Source organism: Bacteroides caecigallinarum, from assembly GCF_021530995.1.
Classification (GTDB): domain Bacteria; phylum Bacteroidota; class Bacteroidia; order Bacteroidales; family Bacteroidaceae; genus Phocaeicola; species Phocaeicola faecigallinarum.
Window position 1 is genome coordinate 88843 of the sequence record NZ_JADYTF010000001.1, and the last position, 21555, is coordinate 110397.

Here is a 21555-nt window from a genome sequence, read left to right on the forward strand (position 1 = left end):
AAATGCACTTCAAAGACTTTTAAAAAAAACACGGCCGTGTTTGACTTCGAATAACACCACGTTCGAATCAAAACACGGCCGCGTTTTATTTTATTATCGCAGCATCAATCAATCTCCAGTCCAAGTGCTTTTGCCACTCCACGGCCGTAAGCCTCATCGGCTTTCATACAGTTGTCTATATGTCTGCGCTTGATTTCTACAGGTATGTCGCCCATAGATCTGGCTGTGTTTTCAAACAAAACCTGCTGCTGTTCCGGAGTCATCAGACGGAAGAGGGCCCTTGTCTGTGAATAATAGTCAGTGTCGTCCTCACGGTAATCCCACTGATATGCTGCTCCGTCAAGTTCCAGAGGTGGTTCCTTGTATTCAGTCTGGTTCATCCATTCACCGAAGCTGTTTGGCTCGTAGCCGATAGTAGAACCATGATTGCCGTCCACACGCATCTGTCCGTCGCGGTGATACATATTAAGGAACGGACAACGGCTACGGTTTACAGGTATCTGATGATGGTTCACGCCGAGTCGGTAACGCTGGGTGTCGCCGTACGAGAACAGACGTCCCTGAAGCATGCGGTCAGGCGAGAAGCTGATGCCCGGAACCACGTTTGCCGGATTGAACGCAGCCTGTTCCACATCGGCAAAATAGTTTTCAGGATTACGGTTGAGTTCCATAATACCTACCTCAACGAGCGGATATTCTTTCTGCGACCATACTTTGGTCAGGTCGAACGGATTGTAAGGACAGTTTCTTGCCTGCTCCTCTGTCATAAGCTGTACGAACATCTTCCATTTCGGGAAGTCGCCCCTCTCAATGCTTTCGTACAAATCGCGCTGATGGCTTTCACGGTCTTTTGCTATGATTGCCTCTGCCTCCTGGTCTGTCAGGTTCTTGATTCCCTGCATGGTGTGAAGATGGAATTTCACCCATGTGCGTACTCCCTCGGCATTGATGAACGAGAATGTATGACTTCCATATCCGTGCATATGTCTGTAAGAATACGGAATACCTCTGTCGCTCATTGTGATTGTAACCTGATGGAGAGCTTCGGGAAGCAGTGTCCAGAAGTCCCAGTTGTTCTTAGCGCTGCGCATGTTTGTGCGAGGGTCACGCTTCACGGCATGATTCAAGTCAGGGAACTTAAGCGGATCACGCAAGAAGAATACCGGAGTATTGTTTCCCACGAGGTCCCAATTGCCTTCCTCTGTATAGAACTTGATGGCAAAACCTCTGATGTCGCGTTCCGCATCGGCAGCTCCGCGTTCGCCCGCCACAGTAGAGAAACGTACGAACAGTTCTGTCTCCTTGCCTACTTCAGAGAAGATGGCAGCTTTGGTGTATTTGGTAATATCATTAGTAACAGTGAATTTTCCGAAAGCGCCCGAACCTTTTGCGTGCATACGCCTTTCAGGAATTACCTCTCTGTCAAAATGAGCCAGCTTCTCAAGGAACCATACGTCCTGTAGAAGCATAGGTCCTCTCTTTCCGGCAGTAGCCACGTTCTGATTGTCGGCTACAGGTGCCCCCTGGGCTGTTGTCAGTTTTTTTGTTTCCATAAATACCTCCTTTATTTAGTTAACATGTTGTTTTTTATAAAAGCATCGAGTTTAGTTTTGTCTTCGTCTGTCAAACGGGCCGTTTTCGATTTCAAAAAACCGTTTACGCCTTTTCCGGTCATATTCATAGCTTTTCTCATCCTGCGGTGCATACTTCCGGTCCTTATCTTATATGTAGTAAAAAACATGACTTTGCGTTCGTCCACAAAATCTGCTGCAGACTTGCTGAAATCAATCCATCTCCGATGTGGATGTTGACCTATCACAAACCACCCACACGTCCAGCATCCCGACAGCACAATGTCTGAATTCAGCAACCGCTGCTTATCGAAATCGGAAATAGAAGATAAACTGACATCAAGACCTTTCGACCACAGATACATTGCTATCTCTCTGGCGTACTCAGCCGTCCTACCCGTATGGCTATAATATAAAACCGTTGCCCTCATGATTATTACTCCTTCACTACTATTACCCTGCTGTTTGGCAAATCAGGTATATAGATGTATCCCTCTTTAACTGAAATATCTGCAGGACCTATCAAAGGACTGTCAAGACTGATATTGACAGGAGCGACGGAACGGTCGGAAAGGCTTACTTTGCTTACAGAAGCCGGAGCCCAGTTTGTGATATATATGTAATTTCCGTCGGTAGATGTTGCAATACCGTCATACTGTCCTGCAATATCGACAAACTTCTCAAGTTTAGGATTAGCCATATCACCTATCTTATATATAACATTCTTTCCTGTTGTATTTCCATCTGCAGGATAAGATGCTACATACATGCTGCCGTTATTAATGAGCAAACCGTTAGGGCCAGGCACTTTCAGCCATTCTTCAGGAGTATAACCTTTGTCACCGCTGATATCGATTCTGAATATACGGTCCGAATTTGTAACAGAAGCATACAGGTATTTACCGTCAGCAACAAGGTCGTTTACGAACAGATGCCCTTCCGGCAACCTGATAACTACAGGCTTAGATGTCTTATTAACTGTGCTATAAACTACAATCTTGTTTACATCACAGACAAAGAGTCTGTCTCCTTGTGCAAGCATTCCCTTAGGAGCGGACAGATTTCCGTCAGTAGGAATAAACGTCTCCGTTTTTCCATCCTTATAATACATTATATATCCCTTGCCTTCATCATTCAACGGATTCAAATTCTCAGTTCCGAAATTGGCTATAAGAATACCATTGTTATAAGGTAATGTACTTTCGCAAAAACGTAAACCGTCATTTACAACACTCAATCCTGCCTGTGCTGAAACATATCCACAGACTCCAATAAACATAATAGTCAATAAACTTTTCATACGCATTTAAAATTTGTAACAAATATAAATATGCAAAAGATATTTTACTATATTTGCGAAATTCTATTTTCCGATAACAGTTATTGATAAAAACGATAAAGCCTAAATGGAACTAAGACAACTGAAATATTTTGAGAAAGCCTGCGAACTGAAAAACTTTTCCGAAGCATCAAGAATGCTGCATATCTCACAAAGTACTCTGTCGCAACAGATCAAGCAACTGGAAGACGAACTCAACGTTCTGCTTTTCGACAGAATTGGCAAAAGAATCATACCGACTGAAGCAGGACTTGCTTTCCTGCCTTTCGCCAGAAACTCAATACTTGAAGCTGAAAACGGGAAACAGATTATAAAAGACTTGAAAGGCATCATGACAGGCACACTTAATATAGGTGTAACTTACAGTTTGAGCCATCTGCTGACATGTTCAATTACTGAATTCAAGAAAACATATCCAGGAATAAAAGTCATTATAAATTTCGGAACATCAAAAGAGCAGATAAAACTCCTTGAAGAAAAGCTGGTGGATTGTGTACTATCATTCGAACCGGAAGAAATCGATGAAGAATATGATAAAATAAAACTGTTCTCATCAAGACTATATTTCATCGTACACGAATCAAGTCCTTTGGCACATCTATCTTCAATATCATTAAAAAGGCTACAGAACATTGAATTAATACTGCCTGCGGTAGGGTTTGCCACAAGAATGAAGACAGACGAGATATGCTGTAACAACAACATCACACTAAATACAGTAATGGAAATAAACGACGTACAGACTATTATTAATCTTATAAGGAAAGGAAACTGGGGAACAATACTGACTAGAGCAGCAATAAAAGACGAACCTGACCTAAAGGCCATACCTATACTTACAGCCGAAACACTAACATCGCAGGCGTACTTGTTCTGGCCCAAAGGCAGCTATAGAAAGAAATCAGCAACAGCTTTTGCCGAATTCGTACTAAATACCATAAAAAACGGATAATCAGAACTGCATAATACGCTTAAAGTCACTTGAAAATATAAACTGACATCATCGAACCAGTTTAAAACATAAATTCTCACCTCTTTAGAAAAAAAATAGCAAAGAAGTTTTGGTATTTTGAAAAAACTTCATACCTTTGCATCCGCAATCGAGAAATAATAACCTCGGCAACATCGGAAAATCCGATATAGGATGGCCCGTTCGTCTATCGGTTAGGACGCAAGATTTTCATTCTTGAAAGGGGGGTTCGATTCCCCCACGGGCTACAAATAAACAGTATAACGAACAATATTAAAGATTAGTCGAGATGGCAAATCACAAATCATCTATCAAAAGAATTAGACAGGAAGAAAAAAGAAGACTTCACAACAGATATTATGCTAAGACTATGCGTAATGCTGTAAGAAAACTTCGCGCTACATCAGACAAAGCTGAAGCAGTAGCATTGTATCCAAAAGTACAGAAAATGTTGGATAAATTGGCTAAGGTTAACATTATCCACAAGAACAAGGCTGCTAACTTGAAGTCAAAATTAGCTGCACACATCGCTAAGATTGCTTAATTTTGGTACCTTAAAAAGATATTAAGGCTAGGTTTTTACCTAGCCTTTTGTCGTTTATACACTTCACATCCGAAAGCAAGGTGAAAATCAAAAAACATGCTGATTTTCACCTTTTTTTTGGCTATTTGGAAAGATTATTACACAGATTTTTCGTAACTTTGAACGATTAAATAAACTATTTAAAAACATGAGTGAAGAACTGACACCAAACAGCGGAAGTAACTACTCGGCAAGCAGTATTCAGGTGCTTGAAGGACTTGAAGCCGTACGTAAACGTCCCGCTATGTATATCGGCGACATCAGCGAAAAAGGTTTGCATCACCTCGTATATGAAGTTGTGGACAACTCTATCGACGAAGCTCTGGCCGGATATTGTACACATATAGAAGTAACCATAAACGAAGATAATTCAATCACCGTACAGGACAACGGACGTGGTATCCCTGTTGATTTCCATGAGAAAGAGAAAAAATCGGCTTTGGAAGTCGTTATGACAGTGCTGCACGCCGGAGGTAAATTCGACAAAGGTTCATATAAAGTTTCAGGAGGTTTGCATGGTGTGGGTGTATCGTGTGTGAACGCACTTTCTACTCACATGACAACAAACGTATTCAGAAACGGAAAGATTTATCAGCAGGAATATGAATGCGGTAAGCCACTCTATCCTGTAAAGGAAGTAGGTACCACTGATTTGAGAGGTACGAAACAGACTTTCTGGCCGGATGCATCAATATTCACCGTAACCGAATATAAATATAACATACTTCAGGCACGTCTTAGAGAACTTGCATATCTGAACAAGGGTATCACTATCACTCTTACAGACAAGCGCGAAAGAGAAGAAGACGGAAGCTACAAGAGTGAGGTATTCCACTCTGACGAAGGTGTTAAGGAATTCGTACGTTTCCTCAATTCTACAAATACTCCACTTTTTGATGATGTAATCTATCTGAACACTGAAAAACAGGGTGTTCCTATAGAGTGTGCCATCATGTACAACACAGGATTCCGCGAAAACCTGCATTCATATGTAAACAACATCAACACTATAGAAGGCGGTACTCACGAAGGTGGTTTCCGTGCGGCACTTACACGTGTATTGAAGAAATACGCCGAAGAAAGTAAGGCACTGGAAAAAGCCAAAGTTGAAATCTCAGGTGAAGACTTCCGCGAAGGCCTTATCGCAGTAATCTCTGTAAAGGTTGCCGAACCTCAGTTCGAAGGTCAGACAAAGACCAAACTTGGAAACAGCGAAGTAAGCGGTGCCGTACAGCAGGCTGTAGGTGAAGCTCTTTCAAACTATCTTGAAGAACATCCTAAAGAAGCTAAAGTTATTGTTGACAAGGTAGTGCTTGCGGCAACAGCACGTATCGCAGCAAGAAAGGCACGCGAGTCTGTACAGCGCAAGAGCCCTATGGGCGGTGGCGGACTTCCAGGTAAATTGGCAGACTGCTCAAGCCGAGTAGCTGAAGAATGCGAGTTGTTCCTAGTCGAGGGTGACTCTGCGGGTGGTTCTGCAAAACAGGGAAGAAGCAGACAGTTCCAGGCTATCCTGCCTCTGCGAGGAAAAATCCTTAACGTAGAGAAAGCGATGTGGCACAAGGCATTCGAGAGTGATGAAGTAAACAACATAATCCAGGCACTTGGAATACGTTTCGGTGTTGAAGAAGAAGACAGCAAGAAGGCAAACATCGAAAAACTCCGCTACCACAAAGTGATAATCATGACCGATGCCGACGTCGATGGTTCTCATATCGACACACTTATCATGACTCTGTTCTACAGATATATGCCTGAAATCATTCAGGAAGGTCACCTGTATATAGCTACTCCTCCATTGTACAAATGTACAAAGGGTAAGGTTAGCGAATATTGCTACACCGAAGAAGCAAGACATGCTTTCATTCAGAAATACGGTGACGGAAGCGAGCAGGGAATACACACTCAGAGATACAAAGGTTTGGGTGAAATGAATCCTGAACAACTTTGGGAAACAACAATGAATCCTGAAACTCGTATCCTGAAACAAGTACAGATTGAAAATGCCGCTGAAGCGGACTATATCTTCTCTATGCTTATGGGAGATGATGTAGCTCCACGACGCGAGTTCATAGAAAAGAATGCCACTTACGCCAATATTGACGCATAAGGTGGTTTATGTTTAACTAAATTTTTTACCTCCTCACATCTTACACGGAGGAAAGCCCCGGAATCCACAAAGTTCCGGGGCTTTTTATTTATAAAATCATTATATTTTATCATAGATAAATCACGTCCAGAAAGCGTATAAACGGGTTTCATGTCATAAAACATTTATATTTTTCATATTTAAGGATTATGTATAATTATAAAATAGCTACATTTGGAAAAAGAAACAATTAAATAAAAAACTAATACCTAAGAAAGATATGAAACTGACATTTCGTATTAAGTATTGTACCGTATGGGGAGAAAGTCTGAGAGTTATTATCAATAACGATGAGAAAAACTCATTAGCTCTCTTCACCCGCGACGGACAAGAATGGCAAGGAACTTTCGATTACGATTTGCCCGAGAATGAAGACATGGCATCATACAGATATGCCGTATTCAGAAATGAAAGATGCGTAAGGAAAGAGTTCGGAGCAATTCCTCACTCTATTATAAAAGGCAATGCACAGCAACATCATTTTATTTTCGATGATTGCTGGAGAGATCTTCCTGAAGGAAATCACAGATACAGTTCAGCATTCAACGGTATTCCACACACCGAAGAGCCTAAAAAACTTAAAGACAATGTAGGCAGCTGTATAACATTCAGGGCATTATGTCCCGGATTGAGGCACAAAGCACAGGAACTTGGAATTATAGGCAGTTGCAACATACTCGGCAGCTGGGAATATTACCGTCCACTCAGAATGCAGGAAGTATTGCCTGACGTATGGTATATCTCTATAGATTCATCCTCACTGACATTCCCTTTTGAATATAAGTTTGTTGCGGTAAGTTCAAAGAACGGAGCTGTAGAAGAATGGGAAAACGGATGTAACCGTACATTCAACATCCAGCCACTCATGCGCGGCGAGACATATTTCCCTATGGAAACGGAAGTATTCTTCAACCTGCCGGAAAGAAAAATCGCAGGCAGCGCAATACCGGTATTTTCTCTCCGTTCAAAAGGCAGTTTCGGAGTTGGCGACTTCGGCGATTTGAAAACATACATCGACTGGGCTGCCGATACCAACCAACAGGCCGTACAAATATTGCCTATAAATGATACTACCATAACAAACACATGGACGGACTCATATCCATACAACAGCATATCCATATATGCGTTCCATCCTATGTTTATAGATTTAAGGCAATTGCCTGCATTGAAAGACAGTGAAAAAGCTACTGAATACGAAAAGGAACGTGTCAAATTGAACAGTTTGTCGCAGGTTGATTACGAAGGAGTGAACAACACCAAACGGGCATATCTGAAAGACATATTCGCCCAAGAAGCCGAAAACATACTTTCATCGGAAGATTTCAAATCATTTTATGCAAAGAATGAAGAATGGCTTAAACCATATTCTGCATTCAGCTACCTAAGAGATTTATATGGCACAGCCGACTTCAATACATGGCCTGAATACAAGGAATACAATGCTGAAGAAATAAACAAATTGTGCAATACAGAATCCGAAACATATAATAATATAGCATTCTATTATTTCATTCAGTACATTCTGCACATACAATTGCTAGCAGCAACAAGCCATGCACGCGAAAAAGGCGTAATACTTAAAGGCGACATACCTATCGGAATAAGCCGCAACAGCGTGGAAGCATGGGTGGAGCCATATTACTTCAATATGAACGGCCAGGCAGGAGCGCCACCAGATGCTTTCTCTACCAAAGGACAAAACTGGGGATTACCTACATACAACTGGGACGTGATGGAGAAAGACAACTACCAATGGTGGAGAAAGCGTTTCTCAAAAATGGCAGAATACTTCACAGCTTACCGTATTGACCACATACTTGGATTCTTCCGTATTTGGGAAATACCTATACACTCCGTACACGGACTGTTGGGACAATTTGCTCCGGCACTACCAATGAGCGAGGACGAAATAAAAGGCTTCGGATTGAACTTCCAGAAAGAATTCATGACTGAGCCGTTTATAAACGACTATATGCTTAACACTATGTTTGGCGACAAGAGTGACGAGGTACGCAACACATTCGTGGAACATGTTCATCATGACATCTACCGCATGCGTCCTGAGTTCGACACCCAGCGCAAGGTTGAAGCTTACTTTGCAGGAAAAACTGATGAAGAAAGTCTCAACATGAAGGAGGGACTCTATGCATTGATAAGCGATGTGCTGTTCGTTAAGGACAGAAAGGACCCGGAGATGTATCATCCAAGGATATCTGTACAGAACGATTTCATATACAGACAACTCAACTGGCAGGAACAGGAAGCATTCAACAGACTGTATAACCACTACTACTACCAGCGACACAACAAGTTCTGGTACGACGAGGCGATGAAGAAACTGCCTGTACTTACTCAGTCAACTTCAATGCTTGTTTGCGGTGAAGACCTGGGAATGGTTCCTGATTGTGTTCCTTGGGTAATGAACCAGTTACAGATTCTCTCTCTCGAAATACAGAGAATGCCTAAAGACCCGAAAGACGAGTTCGGACATGTCTATAACTATCCGTTCCGTTCCGTATGTACTATAGGCACTCACGATATGTCAACACTTCGTGGTTACTGGAAGGAAGATGCACAGATTACAGAACGTTACTATCATTATGAGCTTGGCCATTGGGGTGAAGTTCCACAGGATGCACCGGGATGGCTATGCCGTGAAGTTGTAAGCCATCATCTGAACTGCCCGTCACTATTATGTATCCTGACATGGCAAGACTGGACCTCAATTGATGAAAGCCTGCGCAATCCGGACATTGAGATAGAACGCATCAACGTTCCTGCAAACCCACGCCACTACTGGAGATGGAGAATGCACATCACTCTGGAAGACCTTATGAAGAATGACTACTTCAACGAACAGATAAGAAACATGATTTCTGAAAGCGGAAGGATCTAAAGAAACATATTCCTAATAAGCTATCAGGTTTTCAACACCTGAACAGTATTTAAGCAGTGTTTAAACAGTATTTAAAAGCTGTTTAAACACTGCTCTTTTTAACACCGCATGTGGATAACACATTAATAACTCCACATATAAATAGTGCTCTATGAAAAACAAAATGCGTACCTTTGCACCCGGAAATTTTAAAACCCCATAAAGATGCTTTTACCATACTTGAATGAAAACCTTATAGAAGCCGGATGTGATGAAGCAGGACGAGGATGTCTTGCCGGAGCTGTATATGCCGCAGCCGTAATCCTGCCGAAGGACTTCAAGAATGAAATGCTGAATGATTCGAAGCAACTGTCTGAAAAACAGCGCTATCAGCTTAGAGAAGTTATAGAAAAGGAAGCACTGGCATGGGCAATTGGTATTGTAGAACCTGAAGAAATTGATAAAATCAACATTCTGAACGCTTCGTTCCTTGCGATGCACAGAGCAGTTGACCAACTGAAAATAACTCCACAACATCTGTTGATAGATGGCAACCGTTTCAACAAATACAAGAACATTCCGCATACCACAATAGTAAAGGGCGACGGAAAATATCTTTCAATAGCAGCCGCTTCGATACTTGCAAAGACTTATCGCGATGACTATATGAACAGGCTACACAGTGAATATCCAATGTACGCATGGGATATGAACAAGGGATACCCGACAAAGAAACACCGACAAGCCATAAAGGAATTCGGCACTTCGCCTTATCACCGCCTGAGTTACAACCTTTTAGGCGACACTCAGCTTTCATTAGATTTCTAAATCAAATCATGGATTTTTAACTTCAACAGACGTTATTAACAACATGTTGAAAACCTACGTTATTAACGACCTGTTAATAACCATGTTTCCATGCACTTTCTCTTTGGAAATCATCCGGTAATAATTATAACATTTTTCCAGCATATAAACACTAAACACGGACACCAAAGTCCACGAGAGGACAATTTGACATTAAAACCAGCACCTATAGATGACAATTTGTCAATCTATAAGTTTATCAACACCTGTTAATATATTAATAATGTTTCCACATATTTAAAACGATGGCCTGAAGGTTTAAAATCAGATTATAAACATTAAACACCATCTGACAAAAATTCAAGCTTCCAACATCGGCATACAGTTTGCAATATCAATAGTGAACTTGAGGTTCAAAACCAAAAGTTCGGAAACAATTGAAAATGTATAACTTAAATATAGGAGATTAAAACTATGATGCCGATTAGAAAGTATTACAATCAGAACTGGTTACCAAGTATCTTTAACGATTTCTTTGATAATGACTGGATGGAAAAAACTAATGCTACAGCTCCGGCTATCAATGTAATTGAGAGCGAAAAGAACTACAAAGTAGAGGTTGCAGCTCCGGGAATGACCAAAGACGATTTCAACATCCACTTGGGAGACGACAACGAACTTGTCATCTCAATGGAAAAGAAAGTTGAAAACGAAGATAAAGATAAAGAAAACAAGAAATACTTGCGACGTGAGTTCTCTTACACAAAATTCCAACAGTCACTTTACTTGCCTGACAATGTTGATAAGGAAAAGATAAGTGCTAATGTTTCAGACGGTGTATTGACTATCGAACTGCCGAAGTATTCACCTGAAGAAAAAGCTAAGGTTAATCGTGTTATTGAGATACATTAATCATTGGTAAACCAAATAAGAGCCTCCCGCAAACAGTCAACGGGGGGCTCTGTTTTTATGTGAAGAAAACATTTATAAACCACCAACTTTAAAAACTCAAAATATATGGCTTTTATAGATTATTACAAAGTATTAGGCGTAGAACGTAATGCCACACAAGATGATATCAAGAAAGCCTATCGTAAGATGGCCAGAAAGTATCATCCTGACCTGAACAAAGACGACCCTAACGCCAAAGACAAGTTTCAGGAGATAAACGAAGCTAACGAAGTTTTGAGCGATCCTGAAAAAAGAAAGAAATACGACGAATATGGCGAACACTGGAAACATGCCGATGAATTCAAGGCTGAACGTGAAGCATACCAGAGAGCGCAGGAAAGAGGCGGACAGTCGGCCTACTGGTATTCCGTGAATGGCGACGATTTCATGGGCGGATTCGGAGGAAACGCGCATGGATTCGGAGGAAACGCAAGCGGCTTCTCCGATTTCTTCGAACAGTTGTTCGGACATGGAGCCTCATCAGGCAGAAGCGGAAGAAGTTACAATATGATGAGCCGCGGAGGTGACATAGAGGCACAGATGAGCCTTTCACTCCGCGATGCAGCCGTTACGCACAAACAGACTTTCAGCGTGAACGGCGAGAACCTGCGTATAACCATACCTGCCGGTATTGCCGACGGACAAATGATAAAACTGAAAGGCCACGGCGAAAAAGGCAGCAATGGAGCACCTGACGGAGACCTTTACATCACCTTCCAGATAGCTCCGGATCCAGAGTTCAAACGTGAGGGCGACGACCTGTTTACAGATGTTGATATCGACCTTTACACAGCCGTCCTTGGAGGAAGTGTTAATGTCAAGACCATAGACGGAATGGTCAAACTGAAAGTAAATCCGGGCACTCAGAACGACACTAAAGTCAGACTGCGTGGCAAAGGATTCCCTGTATATAAAAAAGAAGGCACATTCGGCGATTTGATTGTGACATATCATGTGGATATACCTACATCTTTAAGCGAAAAGCAGAAAGAACTGTTCACACAGTTGAAAAATAGTTGAAGATGAAGCTACAGCCTCAATCCGGCATATTAAAAATACTCAAAACATTCGCTCAAAAAGCAGATATTTTGTACTTTTGCAAGCGGAAAACAAATTGGATTTCAAACTTCTAAAACATATTACAATTATGGCAAAGAAAGCACTTTTAATGATCCTCGACGGATGGGGCTGCGGCGACCATCAAAAAGACGATGTAATCTTTAACACTCCTACTCCTTATTGGGACAGTCTGTTGGCTAACTACCCTCACTCACAGTTGCAGGCAAGCGGCGAAAACGTAGGTCTTCCTGACGGACAGATGGGTAACTCGGAAGTTGGTCACCTCAACATCGGTGCCGGACGCATCGTTTATCAGGATTTGGTAAAAATCAACCGTGCTTGTGCCGACGGAAGCATCATGCAGAACCCTGAAGTTGTTTCTGCCTTCACATACGCTAAGGAAAACGGTAAGAACATCCACTTCATGGGTCTTACTTCAAACGGTGGTGTACACTCTTCACTCGACCACCTGTTCCGCCTTTGCGACATCGCTAAAGAATACGGAATCGAAAATACTTTCATCCACTGCTTCATGGACGGTCGTGACACTGACCCTAAGAGCGGTAAAGGATTTATCGAAGAACTTACTGCACACTGCGCTAAATCAGCAGGTAAAATCGCTTCTATTGTAGGTCGTTTCTATGCAATGGACCGCGACAAACGTTGGGAACGTGTGAAAGAAGCTTACGACTTGCTCGTTAACGGTACAGGAAAGAAAGCTACAGACATGGTTCAGGCTATGCAGGAATCATACGATGAAGGTGTTACTGACGAATTCATCAAACCTATCTCTAACGCTAACTTCGACGGTACTATAAAGGAAGGCGACGTAGTTATCTTCTTCAACTACCGTAACGACCGTGCTAAAGAGCTTACTATCGTTCTTACTCAGCAGGATATGCCTGAAGCTGGTATGAAGACTATCCCAGGACTTCAGTACTACTGTATGACTCCATACGATGCTTCATTCAAGGGTGTACACATCCTCTTCCCTAAGGAAAACGTACAGAACACTCTTGGCGAATACCTTGCTGCAAACGGAAAGACTCAGCTTCACATTGCTGAAACAGAAAAGTATGCTCACGTTACATTCTTCTTCAACGGCGGACGTGAAACTCCATACGACAACGAAGACCGTATCCTCGTTCCTTCTCCAAAGGTTGCCACTTACGACTTGAAACCTGAAATGAGCGCTTACGAAGTTAAGGACAAACTGGTAGAAGCTATCAACACCAAGAAATATGACTTCATCGTTGTTAACTATGCTAACGGTGACATGGTAGGTCACACTGGTATCTACGAAGCTATCGAAAAGGCTGTTGTTGCCATCGACAACTGCGTGAAAGATACAGTAGAAGCTGCAAAGGCTAACGACTACGAAGTAATCATCATCGCCGACCACGGAAACGCTGACCACGCATTGAACGAAGACGGAACTCCTAACACTGCTCACTCACTGAACCCTGTTCCATTTGTTTACGTAACAGAAAACAAGGACGCCAAGGTTGAGAACGGTGTATTGGCAGATGTTGCTCCTTCTATCCTTCACATCATGGGTATGGCCCAGCCGGCTGATATGACAGGAAAAGACCTGATTAAGTAATTAATCTACTCAAGTTTCGCATTTGCAAAACTTGCTGTATTAAAGTAATAAAGGAGGTATCAGCCCACTAAATGTGGGCTTCAGGAGATAAAGCATTAAAGTTGTAAAGTATCAAGCTTTACCTTCTTTACCTTCTAAGACAGCTTGCTGTCTGATAGTACTTTAATACTTGCGAAACTTAAGTTAATCTAATATAAAACGAACGGACACGGACGTGAGATTGTATGAATCTCTGTCCGTGTCCGTTTGTTATTTACATATACATAGAATAATCTTCCGCTCTGATATCTGTACCGGATAATGGTGTTATTTTTCCGGAAAGAGCATACTCTTTTCAAATTGGGATAATCCTCACACTGCTTACATAGTACATATATAATGCCACCGGTGGTGCCCTAAAGTGAAAAGGATGGATGGAAGATAATGGCAGTAGGCGGTCAGCTATTTCACATCGAGGGTGACTCTTACGTTATCAGAGTCGTAACTCCAGCTGTTCCACACTCCTCCTTCCTGTGCCGTCGTCAGTGTCAGGGTCAGTATCCGGTCGTCATTCTGATTGCCACAATAAATTTTATTCAGACCGGACAGCTGGGTGATGTCCAGCGCGGTCAGATTGTTGCTGAAGCACCACAACTCCGTCAGCTGGGTCAGCCCGCTGACATCCAGCGTGGTCAGCTGGTTCATTTGGCACCACAACGTGGTCAGCTTGGTCAGCCCGCTGAGGTTCAGCTCGGTCAACTGATTGTTGGCGCATTTCAGTGTGGTCAGCTCGGTGCAGTAGCCGAGGCCGGCCAGCGAGGTCACACCTCCCGAAGGTAGCTCCAGCGTGGTCATCGCTGCCAAAGCCGTCAAATCGTCGTCGCTCAGCGTGACTGTGCCGTCGGCATTCTCGGTTGCAGTTCCGCTTCCGAGTTTGGCATATATCTCCTTGACAACGGCCTTTTCGAAGCCGGTCAATGCCAGCGTGCCCAGGTTTAGGATGCGTCCGGCGGTGAGGGTCACGGAGTTGTCGGTGGCCTTGCGGTAGAGCTTGCCCGTGCTGTCTTCGTAGAGCAGGCTGAAGCCGTTGGCCAGCTGGTAGGGAAGCACGACGAAGTAGTAGTCCTTTCCGGCCACGAAGTCGCCCTTGAGGGTGACGCGATTTGTACGCTCTATGCCGGGGGATATCACGCCGTCTTCGTAATGGCACGGGCCGGCCAGCACGTCGTTGCCGTTGCCTCCCACGAGGGTGAAGGTGCCTTCACCGGCCATGTCGGCGGTCACGGTGAACTTCACGAGGGCACAGAGGTTGTTGAACACCAAGTCGGTGCTGCCGCCTGTGGCCTTGGCCAGCGAGGGCGCCAGCTGGTTGGCAAAGGTGCCTGCCACGGCGGTCTGCTCGGCGGGCAGGTTGAAAGTGACGTACTTTTTGGTCATGCCTGTTACGGCTGACAAGGGGTAGAAGGCGGTATAGGTGGAACTCGGGGTAGCAGTGCCCGTGAAGGTGGCGTTGCTGCCGTTGATGGTTGTAGCGGTGAATTCCCGCTTGGCTACTCCGTCCCACAGGGCTATCTGGTCGCCTGCCGTCCAGTGCACTTCGTTACCGGCCGCCAGCTGTGTGCGTGTCTGCGGCATGCCGGCGGTAAAGGTCATGGGCACGGGCTTTGCGGCCTCGTTGCCCGGATTGTTCTCGATGAACTCTTCGTTGCCGCAGGCGGCCAGTGTCAGTACCGCGGCGGCCAGTGTAAGGATACGTAGTGTTTTCATAAGGCATTACCATGTAAAGGGGTCTTCTTCATAAGGGTTGTGCGTGCTGCCGTAGCTTCCGCAGAGCACGCCTTCCTGTTGCATCTCGATGATTTCGCACTTGGGGGCCTCGTAGGCTCCTCGTATGGTCTCGGTGTTTAAGGTTGTAATTGCTTTCATATTCAATTTATTTATAAATGAAACATCAAAAGCAAATATAGTGTTTTTTCATTAAGATGTCACAAAAAAAAAAAAAAATGTGAATATCGCATCGTTTTATCATTTAATGTCTCATTTATTCCGCGCTTGGGCACAATATCGTGAAAACCGGATAGCAGGCATCGCATTAGTTTTTTTTCTGTATGATAACAAGAATATACCCACTATGACTTATCTTTGCATAAAAAATATACTTTATGGTTCAGATAGACGATGTAGTAGTAAGCCTCGACGTATTCCGCGAGAAGTTCCTTTGCAATCTTGATGCATGTAAGGGAGAATGCTGTATAGAGGGAGATGCCGGCGCACCGGTAGAGCTCGACGAGGTAGAAAAACTGGAGGAAGTACTTCCGGTGATATGGGACGAACTTTCGCCGGAAGCACGTGCTGTTATAGACAAGCAGGGAGTAGTTTATACAGACCAGGACGGTGACCTGGTGACTTCAATCGTAAACGGCAAAGACTGTGTATTCACATGTTACGACGAGAAAGGATACTGTTATTGCGCAATAGAGAAAGCCTATCGCGAAGGCAGATGCAATTTCTACAAGCCTGTGTCATGCCATCTCTACCCTATCAGAATAGGCGATTACGGCCCTTTCAGGGCTGTAAACTATCACAGATGGGACGTATGTAATGCTGCGGTTCTGCTTGGAAAGAAAGAAAATCTGCCGGTCTATAAATTTCTGAAAGAACCTTTGATAAGAAAGTTCGGTCAGGCATGGTATGATGAATTGGAGAATGTGGCAGAGGAATTAAAGAAACAGAAGCTGATATAAACTCAGTTCTGCGTTTCGCATAACACCAGCTTCCCATAGAAGGATAAAGACTGAGTATCTGCAGTCTAGAAACAACCAATAAAGAGAGAAAACAATTATCCCCTGTTTAGATACTGTTTAGCAAGTGTTTACTAAACGGTATCTAAACAGGGGATAAACATATTATAAAAGTATTATTCTCAGAAATTCAGACTCAATCCCGCCATGACATTGAAGCCCTGAACAGGATATCCGCTTTCCGTCACATAATTCTTGTTCAAGATATTGTTCAGCTTCAGGAATACATTCACCCTGTCGTTGAACAGATATTCCGCGCCTAAATTCAGTTCATTCACAGCATCAGCCTTTATACCCAATGTCTTTTTACGACCTTCGTAATTATATTGTGCCATTGCATGAAAGCCCTTGAACACCTTGGCACGGGCATTGAATCCGATGCTGTAAAGTGGTTTCAACCATAACAGTTTCTCCATTTCCTTCTGTACATCCCAGCTGTAGAAATTACCGTTAAGACCAAAGTCCAAAATATCTCTGAAAGAATAATCAACAGAAAGTCCTGCGTATGCCACACGGGCCTTTGCCTGTGCTATCCTATTATAAATACCTCCTTCGTCCGAATATGGCATAGAGAAGAGTTCGTTTCTCGTCTCACGATATCCGGCATATATTCCAAATCCAAGATTTGTAAGTGGCGATGCCTTTAAACCAATTTTAGCATCATACGGAGTGTATGAAGTATTCAGTTGCAAAGGGAAATTATAAATTGGAGATTGCACCCAGAACGGAGAGAAACCGTTTATTGTTCCAAAATCATTCAGACGGGTATTACCAGTAACATGAACATAAAGCACATAATTGTCGGCAAATGTATAATCAAACTTTACATCCGGCGAAAGTTTCAGTCCGCCATCGTTCGAAATCTGAAAATCCACATTCACTCCGGCTGTAAAAGATACAGACTCTGTCTTTACAGAATAATAAGGACGGAGCTTGATTAATGAATAGCTACTGAACGATTTGTCATAAAACACATTATCCATTCCAAATGTTACTCCAATATCCTGTCTGTCATCAATTCCGGCAGAGATGTATCCCTTAGTATTTACAACACTTTCGGATATACCTCCGGGAATATAAATTCCATGTTTACGGTTGAACATCTTATATCCAGTCTGGAAAGCGAATTCCACCGGAAGAGCATCTTTCACTGAAGATACACCTACATATCCACCACCTGACATGAATAACTGATGTCCGAATGAAGGAGCTTCTGTCTTTTCTTCGCTCTGTAAAAATGATTCAAATAGATTTGGCATATAACTAAACACCTGTGATGCGAAATCACCGCCTACATACATACTCACCTTATCGAAATCGTGAGTATATTTAAGCGAAGCGCCTGTGCGAAAGAAACGATGTTTCCACTCACCATCGTAATTAAGAGTCGGTATATCCGTCACCCGATCAAAATCATATCCTGCTCCTATATTGCCTGAATAGCCATGGAATGTAGCCATCACATCAAGCACATCACGATCAGTGATATTCCACAAATACGCCCCCTTCAAGTCTGTATTGTTTCTGTTTCCGTAAGCCAGACGCACATAACCTCTCCTGGCCTTTTCGGGTGAAAGCTCCCTTTCCATAGCATCCATGTGGGTTACAGGAAAACTTCCCAATGGATGTATTGCCGAAGCATAGTCAATCTGAGTCTTTGCCACAGCAGGTTCTTCAATTTTGGGCAATACATTTACCTTGAAAGCATCCATCACTTCCGGATTATACTGGTTCTCCACCACCACCGTACGGTTCACGGTAGAATCATTCTTCTGTTGCTGTTGTGCCGCCACATTAGTCAGTGTGACAAGTCCGGCACATATCAAAATCTGTTTTCTATATTTCTTCATTGTCGTTACTGGTTAAGTTTAGCCAATCTGGTTTCTATCATTTCCGCTATGTCATCGTCTGCCTGATAGTTCTGCTGCAGAGACAACAGATACTGTTTTGCATCCAGTTTGCGTCCGAGTTTCACATACACATCACTCAACAGCACAAAACTTCTTGCAAGCCAGTAGGCGTGCGGTGTACTTACCTCGATATATTGCAGTATTTCCTTCTCGGCTGCCTCAGTCTTTCCTTCATCGAAGTAAATTTGTGCCACCAGATATTTGGCTTCGGCACCATATACATTTCTAGTATCTCCTGCAAGGGCTTTCAGGTCAGCAAGAGCTTCATTGCTCTGTCCGTTCTTGATGAATGCCTTTGCTCTATAGTATCTTGCCTCGTTTTCCAGTTCAGGTGCAAGCTTGCTGTGAGCCATCATAGCCGATGCGGCACTGATAGTTTCGTTTGTATCTCCAGCCATATATGCGCTGCGCAAAGCACCGGTCTGTGCCTGAAGACGTTCTTCCTGGTTTCCGGCACGGTCAGCCAAGCGTTTATAAAGTTCCAGTGATCGGCCATATTCTTTACCGTTGTAAGCCATTTGTGCGCACAGTGTCATAGCCTCTGTAGAGAATTTGCTGTCAGGATATTCCAGGACCTTGTTCAGATATGTTGTAGCCCCCTGGTAATCCTTTTCGTTATATGCTATGATACCAAGATAATACGAAGCATTCACGCTGAATGCGCCCTGCGGGAATGACTGCAGATACGAAGTAAAGCTATTCTTGGCCTCAGCAATGTTTCCACGCATATAAACACGTTCAGCAGCTGTATAGGTGAGTGAGTCGCGTTCGTTCACATCGAAGTTTGCCCCACCAGGCAAAGACGATGCATACGACATATATTCGTCCACCTTATTTATATCTATATATACAGATTTCAGGTCACGCTGTGCCATCCTTGCCTCTTCACTTCCCGGATAGTCTGCAATTACCTTCTTATATGCTGCGATAGCTTCATTGAATTTGTCATTCTGATAATAAAGCAATGCTATCTCGCTTGCCGCCTTGCGGGCCAACTGGCTTTCAGGCCATTTCTCAACAAGAATCTTATAACGTCCTATAGCATTGTCCGCCTGTTCCATCTGCACGAATGCACGTCCCTGTTCATACAAAGCATCGTCAATATACTGCGATGAAGGATATTTAGAAAAAAGGGTGTTCAGTGTCTCTATCTTTCCTGTATAATCACGCTGCAATCCTTTTACGAAAGCTTCCTGGAACAAAGAGTAGTCACCGTATGAAGGTTCGATAGATACAGCCTTGGCATACTGTGCGCGAGCCTCATCAAAACGGCGTGCATAGAAATAGCAGTCGCCGGCACGATTGCAGGCATCCCCCCTAACAGAAGCATCTATGGCAGCATCCGTATCTGCACATCTCACGAACCATGTCAGAGCCTTATCGTAATTCTTCTGTTTGAACGATGTATATCCCATGTTATAAAGAGCAAGACCATACTCCATACTCTTCTTGTCTGTGGCAAATTCCATATACTGTCTATAGTCGGCAGACGCCTGTGCAAACCTGTCAAGACGGTATTTTGCCTCACCACGCCAGAAATATGAGTCAGCTTTGGTCTGTGCATTATATCTGCCAAGCTGAAGCGACTGAGAGAAATAGTCTATGGCATTCTCGAACGAAGCCTGGGCAAAAGCCTGTGTACCAAGACGGAACAGCAGTTTCTGTTTTGCTTCCAATATTCGCGTTCCAGGCTGGCTGATTTTAGCAATGGAGTTCAAGGCAGCCATATAACTGCGAGTGTTCATATACACCTCGATAAGATAATCATTCACCTTGTCGGTATATTGAGAATGAGGGAATTCATTCAGGAAACGTTCGAAAACCGTCACCGACTCAGCAAAAGGAGAATACGATGTATCGTGGATACACAAAGCATAGTTGTACAGAGCCTGCTCCTTTATCAGCATATTGCGGTTGGATGCAGCCGCCTGTTCGAAAGCCATTCGTGCCTGATTACGCTCTTTCAAATTTAGATATGCAAGTCCCATGTGAAGATAAGCATTCTGCGACATATCGTCATCAGGACCGGTAACTCTGCCAAGAGAAGCCGCAGCCTCAGAGTAAACCTGTGTATAATAATAACTCATTCCGAGTTTATAAAGAGCATTACGCTGAGGGTTTGACACCTCATTGCAATATGCCGAAAGGTTACGGACAGCATCGCTATAGTTCTTTTGGGCATAAGCAGCCTCACCTGCTATACGCCTCATTTCTACAGTCTTCTCATTTCCAGGATAATTTTTCAGATATTCGTCAGCGACAGAACGGGCCTTTGCATAGTCTCCCGTAATAAGACTTATATCGGCCATATAATAAGGAGCAAGCTGGGCGTAGTTCTTATTTCCACAAACAGCAACAAAACCTTTCATCGCCTGTGAGTATCTGCCGTTTGAATAGTCTATATATGCTAAATTGTATGTAGCATCATCCGCATACTTGCTGCTGCCGGATTTAAGGACAGTAAACCAGGCCGCGGCTTCAGTTGTATTTCCTATCTGCTGATACGACTGCGCCAAACGATAAACATTGTCATCCCTTTCCTCGTTACCCAATGCATCGAAATCACAACCTCTGTACGAAGCTATAGCTTTAAGGTAATCATTGTCGAAGAAATAGACCGACGCCACAAGAGCCTGTACTCTATTCTTATATCTTGATTCAGGATGGGCGGAGAGATATGACTCAAGCCTTTCCATACGGTCAGGCAAGTTCAGTTCGTATGCGGTACATGCCAACATATATTCCGCTTCGTCCATAAACTCGGAACAGTCGCCGGCATTTACATATTGCATCAGCGTCTGGCGTGCCGCCGCGTAATCATGACGCAGGAATAACTGCTTACCATCATCAAACAGTCTGCACGAACCCGTCAACGGCTGGACCTGTTGCGCTCCTACAGCCATAGGCATAACAAGAAGCAATCCTGCCATCAATGCATTCCTCTTATTCTTCATA

Annotated in this window: 16 protein-coding genes and 1 tRNA gene; 10 read left to right on the top strand and 7 right to left on the bottom strand. The window is 43.3% G+C overall.

Annotation, left to right across the window (positions count from 1 at the left end; translation table 11 throughout):
* Positions 1-104: 104 nt before the first annotated feature.
* Genes I6E24_RS00350 through I6E24_RS00360 form a run of 3 tightly spaced genes read right to left on the bottom strand, consistent with a single transcriptional unit; the run spans position 105 to position 2871 of the window.
* Positions 105-1553, bottom strand: coding sequence for a catalase (locus I6E24_RS00350; RefSeq protein ID WP_235325331.1), 1449 nt, complete (start codon positions 1551-1553; stop codon positions 105-107).
* Between the two features lie 11 nt (positions 1554-1564).
* Positions 1565-2002, bottom strand: a complete 438-nt coding sequence (locus I6E24_RS00355) for a flavodoxin family protein (RefSeq protein ID WP_235325333.1) — start codon at positions 2000-2002, stop codon at positions 1565-1567.
* Between the two features lie 5 nt (positions 2003-2007).
* A complete protein-coding gene (locus tag I6E24_RS00360; protein ID WP_204401717.1) occupies positions 2008-2871 on the bottom strand; it encodes a YncE family protein in 864 nt (287 codons plus the stop codon).
* A 106-nt stretch (positions 2872-2977) separates the two neighbouring features.
* Between I6E24_RS00360 and I6E24_RS00365 the strand changes: the two genes are divergently transcribed.
* From I6E24_RS00365 to gpmI, 9 genes are all read left to right on the top strand, one after another.
* Complete coding sequence (locus I6E24_RS00365) at positions 2978-3862, top strand: LysR substrate-binding domain-containing protein (RefSeq protein WP_235325335.1); 885 nt, start codon at positions 2978-2980, stop codon at positions 3860-3862.
* A 194-nt stretch (positions 3863-4056) separates the two neighbouring features.
* A tRNA-Glu gene (locus I6E24_RS00370) sits at positions 4057-4128 on the top strand.
* 41 nt (positions 4129-4169) lie between these two features.
* Positions 4170-4424 (top strand): 30S ribosomal protein S20, encoded by a 255-nt coding sequence (rpsT, locus tag I6E24_RS00375; protein ID WP_204507762.1) that lies wholly within the window; start codon positions 4170-4172, stop codon positions 4422-4424.
* A gap of 187 nt (positions 4425-4611) precedes the next feature.
* The gene (gyrB, locus tag I6E24_RS00380; RefSeq protein ID WP_235325337.1) at positions 4612-6573 is read left to right on the top strand and encodes a DNA topoisomerase (ATP-hydrolyzing) subunit B; all 1962 of its coding nucleotides are present in this window, start codon (positions 4612-4614) and stop codon (positions 6571-6573) included.
* A gap of 259 nt (positions 6574-6832) precedes the next feature.
* Positions 6833-9511, top strand: coding sequence for a 4-alpha-glucanotransferase (locus tag I6E24_RS00385; protein ID WP_235325339.1), 2679 nt, complete (start codon positions 6833-6835; stop codon positions 9509-9511).
* 204 nt (positions 9512-9715) lie between these two features.
* Entirely contained in the window at positions 9716-10318 is a 603-nt protein-coding gene (locus tag I6E24_RS00390) for a ribonuclease HII (RefSeq protein WP_235325341.1), read from the top strand.
* Positions 10319-10771: 453 nt separating this feature from the next.
* Positions 10772-11209, top strand: coding sequence for an Hsp20/alpha crystallin family protein (locus tag I6E24_RS00395; protein ID WP_204401705.1), 438 nt, complete (start codon positions 10772-10774; stop codon positions 11207-11209).
* A 105-nt stretch (positions 11210-11314) separates the two neighbouring features.
* The gene (locus I6E24_RS00400) at positions 11315-12268 is read left to right on the top strand and encodes a DnaJ C-terminal domain-containing protein (RefSeq protein ID WP_235325343.1); all 954 of its coding nucleotides are present in this window, start codon (positions 11315-11317) and stop codon (positions 12266-12268) included.
* Between the two features lie 127 nt (positions 12269-12395).
* Positions 12396-13910, top strand: a complete 1515-nt coding sequence (gene gpmI, locus I6E24_RS00405) for a 2,3-bisphosphoglycerate-independent phosphoglycerate mutase (RefSeq protein ID WP_235325345.1) — start codon at positions 12396-12398, stop codon at positions 13908-13910.
* A gap of 441 nt (positions 13911-14351) precedes the next feature.
* On the opposite strand, the gene I6E24_RS00410 is transcribed toward gpmI, so the two are convergent.
* Positions 14352-15656 (bottom strand): leucine-rich repeat domain-containing protein, encoded by a 1305-nt coding sequence (locus tag I6E24_RS00410; protein WP_235325347.1) that lies wholly within the window; start codon positions 15654-15656, stop codon positions 14352-14354.
* A gap of 6 nt (positions 15657-15662) precedes the next feature.
* The gene (locus tag I6E24_RS00415) at positions 15663-15815 is read right to left on the bottom strand and encodes a hypothetical protein (protein ID WP_235325349.1); all 153 of its coding nucleotides are present in this window, start codon (positions 15813-15815) and stop codon (positions 15663-15665) included.
* A 236-nt stretch (positions 15816-16051) separates the two neighbouring features.
* On the opposite strand from I6E24_RS00415, the gene I6E24_RS00420 reads away from it, so the two are divergent.
* A complete protein-coding gene (locus I6E24_RS00420; protein WP_235325351.1) occupies positions 16052-16633 on the top strand; it encodes a DUF3109 family protein in 582 nt (193 codons plus the stop codon).
* Between the two features lie 179 nt (positions 16634-16812).
* Here the strand turns inward: I6E24_RS00420 and I6E24_RS00425 are convergent, their stop codons facing one another.
* Entirely contained in the window at positions 16813-18540 is a 1728-nt protein-coding gene (locus I6E24_RS00425) for an outer membrane beta-barrel protein (RefSeq protein WP_235325353.1), read from the bottom strand.
* A gap of 5 nt (positions 18541-18545) precedes the next feature.
* A complete protein-coding gene (locus I6E24_RS00430) occupies positions 18546-21554 on the bottom strand; it encodes a tetratricopeptide repeat protein (protein ID WP_235325355.1) in 3009 nt (1002 codons plus the stop codon).
* Position 21555: the final 1 nt, after the last annotated feature.

Bases quoted from the DNA above. Each gene is read 5' to 3' on its own strand.
- I6E24_RS00350 (WP_235325331.1), bottom strand. From the start codon at position 1,553: ATGGAAACAAAAAAACTGACAACAGCCCAGGGGGCACCTGTAGCCGAC.
- I6E24_RS00355 (WP_235325333.1), bottom strand. From the start codon at position 2,002: ATGAGGGCAACGGTTTTATATTATAGCCATACGGGTAGGACGGCTGAG.
- I6E24_RS00360 (WP_204401717.1), bottom strand. From the start codon at position 2,871: ATGAAAAGTTTATTGACTATTATGTTTATTGGAGTCTGTGGATATGTT.
- I6E24_RS00365 (WP_235325335.1), top strand. From the start codon at position 2,978: ATGGAACTAAGACAACTGAAATATTTTGAGAAAGCCTGCGAACTGAAA.
- rpsT (WP_204507762.1), top strand. From the start codon at position 4,170: ATGGCAAATCACAAATCATCTATCAAAAGAATTAGACAGGAAGAAAAA.
- gyrB (WP_235325337.1), top strand. From the start codon at position 4,612: ATGAGTGAAGAACTGACACCAAACAGCGGAAGTAACTACTCGGCAAGC.
- I6E24_RS00385 (WP_235325339.1), top strand. From the start codon at position 6,833: ATGAAACTGACATTTCGTATTAAGTATTGTACCGTATGGGGAGAAAGT.
- I6E24_RS00390 (WP_235325341.1), top strand. From the start codon at position 9,716: ATGCTTTTACCATACTTGAATGAAAACCTTATAGAAGCCGGATGTGAT.
- I6E24_RS00395 (WP_204401705.1), top strand. From the start codon at position 10,772: ATGATGCCGATTAGAAAGTATTACAATCAGAACTGGTTACCAAGTATC.
- I6E24_RS00400 (WP_235325343.1), top strand. From the start codon at position 11,315: ATGGCTTTTATAGATTATTACAAAGTATTAGGCGTAGAACGTAATGCC.
- gpmI (WP_235325345.1), top strand. From the start codon at position 12,396: ATGGCAAAGAAAGCACTTTTAATGATCCTCGACGGATGGGGCTGCGGC.
- I6E24_RS00410 (WP_235325347.1), bottom strand. From the start codon at position 15,656: ATGAAAACACTACGTATCCTTACACTGGCCGCCGCGGTACTGACACTG.
- I6E24_RS00415 (WP_235325349.1), bottom strand. From the start codon at position 15,815: ATGAAAGCAATTACAACCTTAAACACCGAGACCATACGAGGAGCCTAC.
- I6E24_RS00420 (WP_235325351.1), top strand. From the start codon at position 16,052: ATGGTTCAGATAGACGATGTAGTAGTAAGCCTCGACGTATTCCGCGAG.
- I6E24_RS00425 (WP_235325353.1), bottom strand. From the start codon at position 18,540: ATGAAGAAATATAGAAAACAGATTTTGATATGTGCCGGACTTGTCACA.
- I6E24_RS00430 (WP_235325355.1), bottom strand. From the start codon at position 21,554: ATGAAGAATAAGAGGAATGCATTGATGGCAGGATTGCTTCTTGTTATG.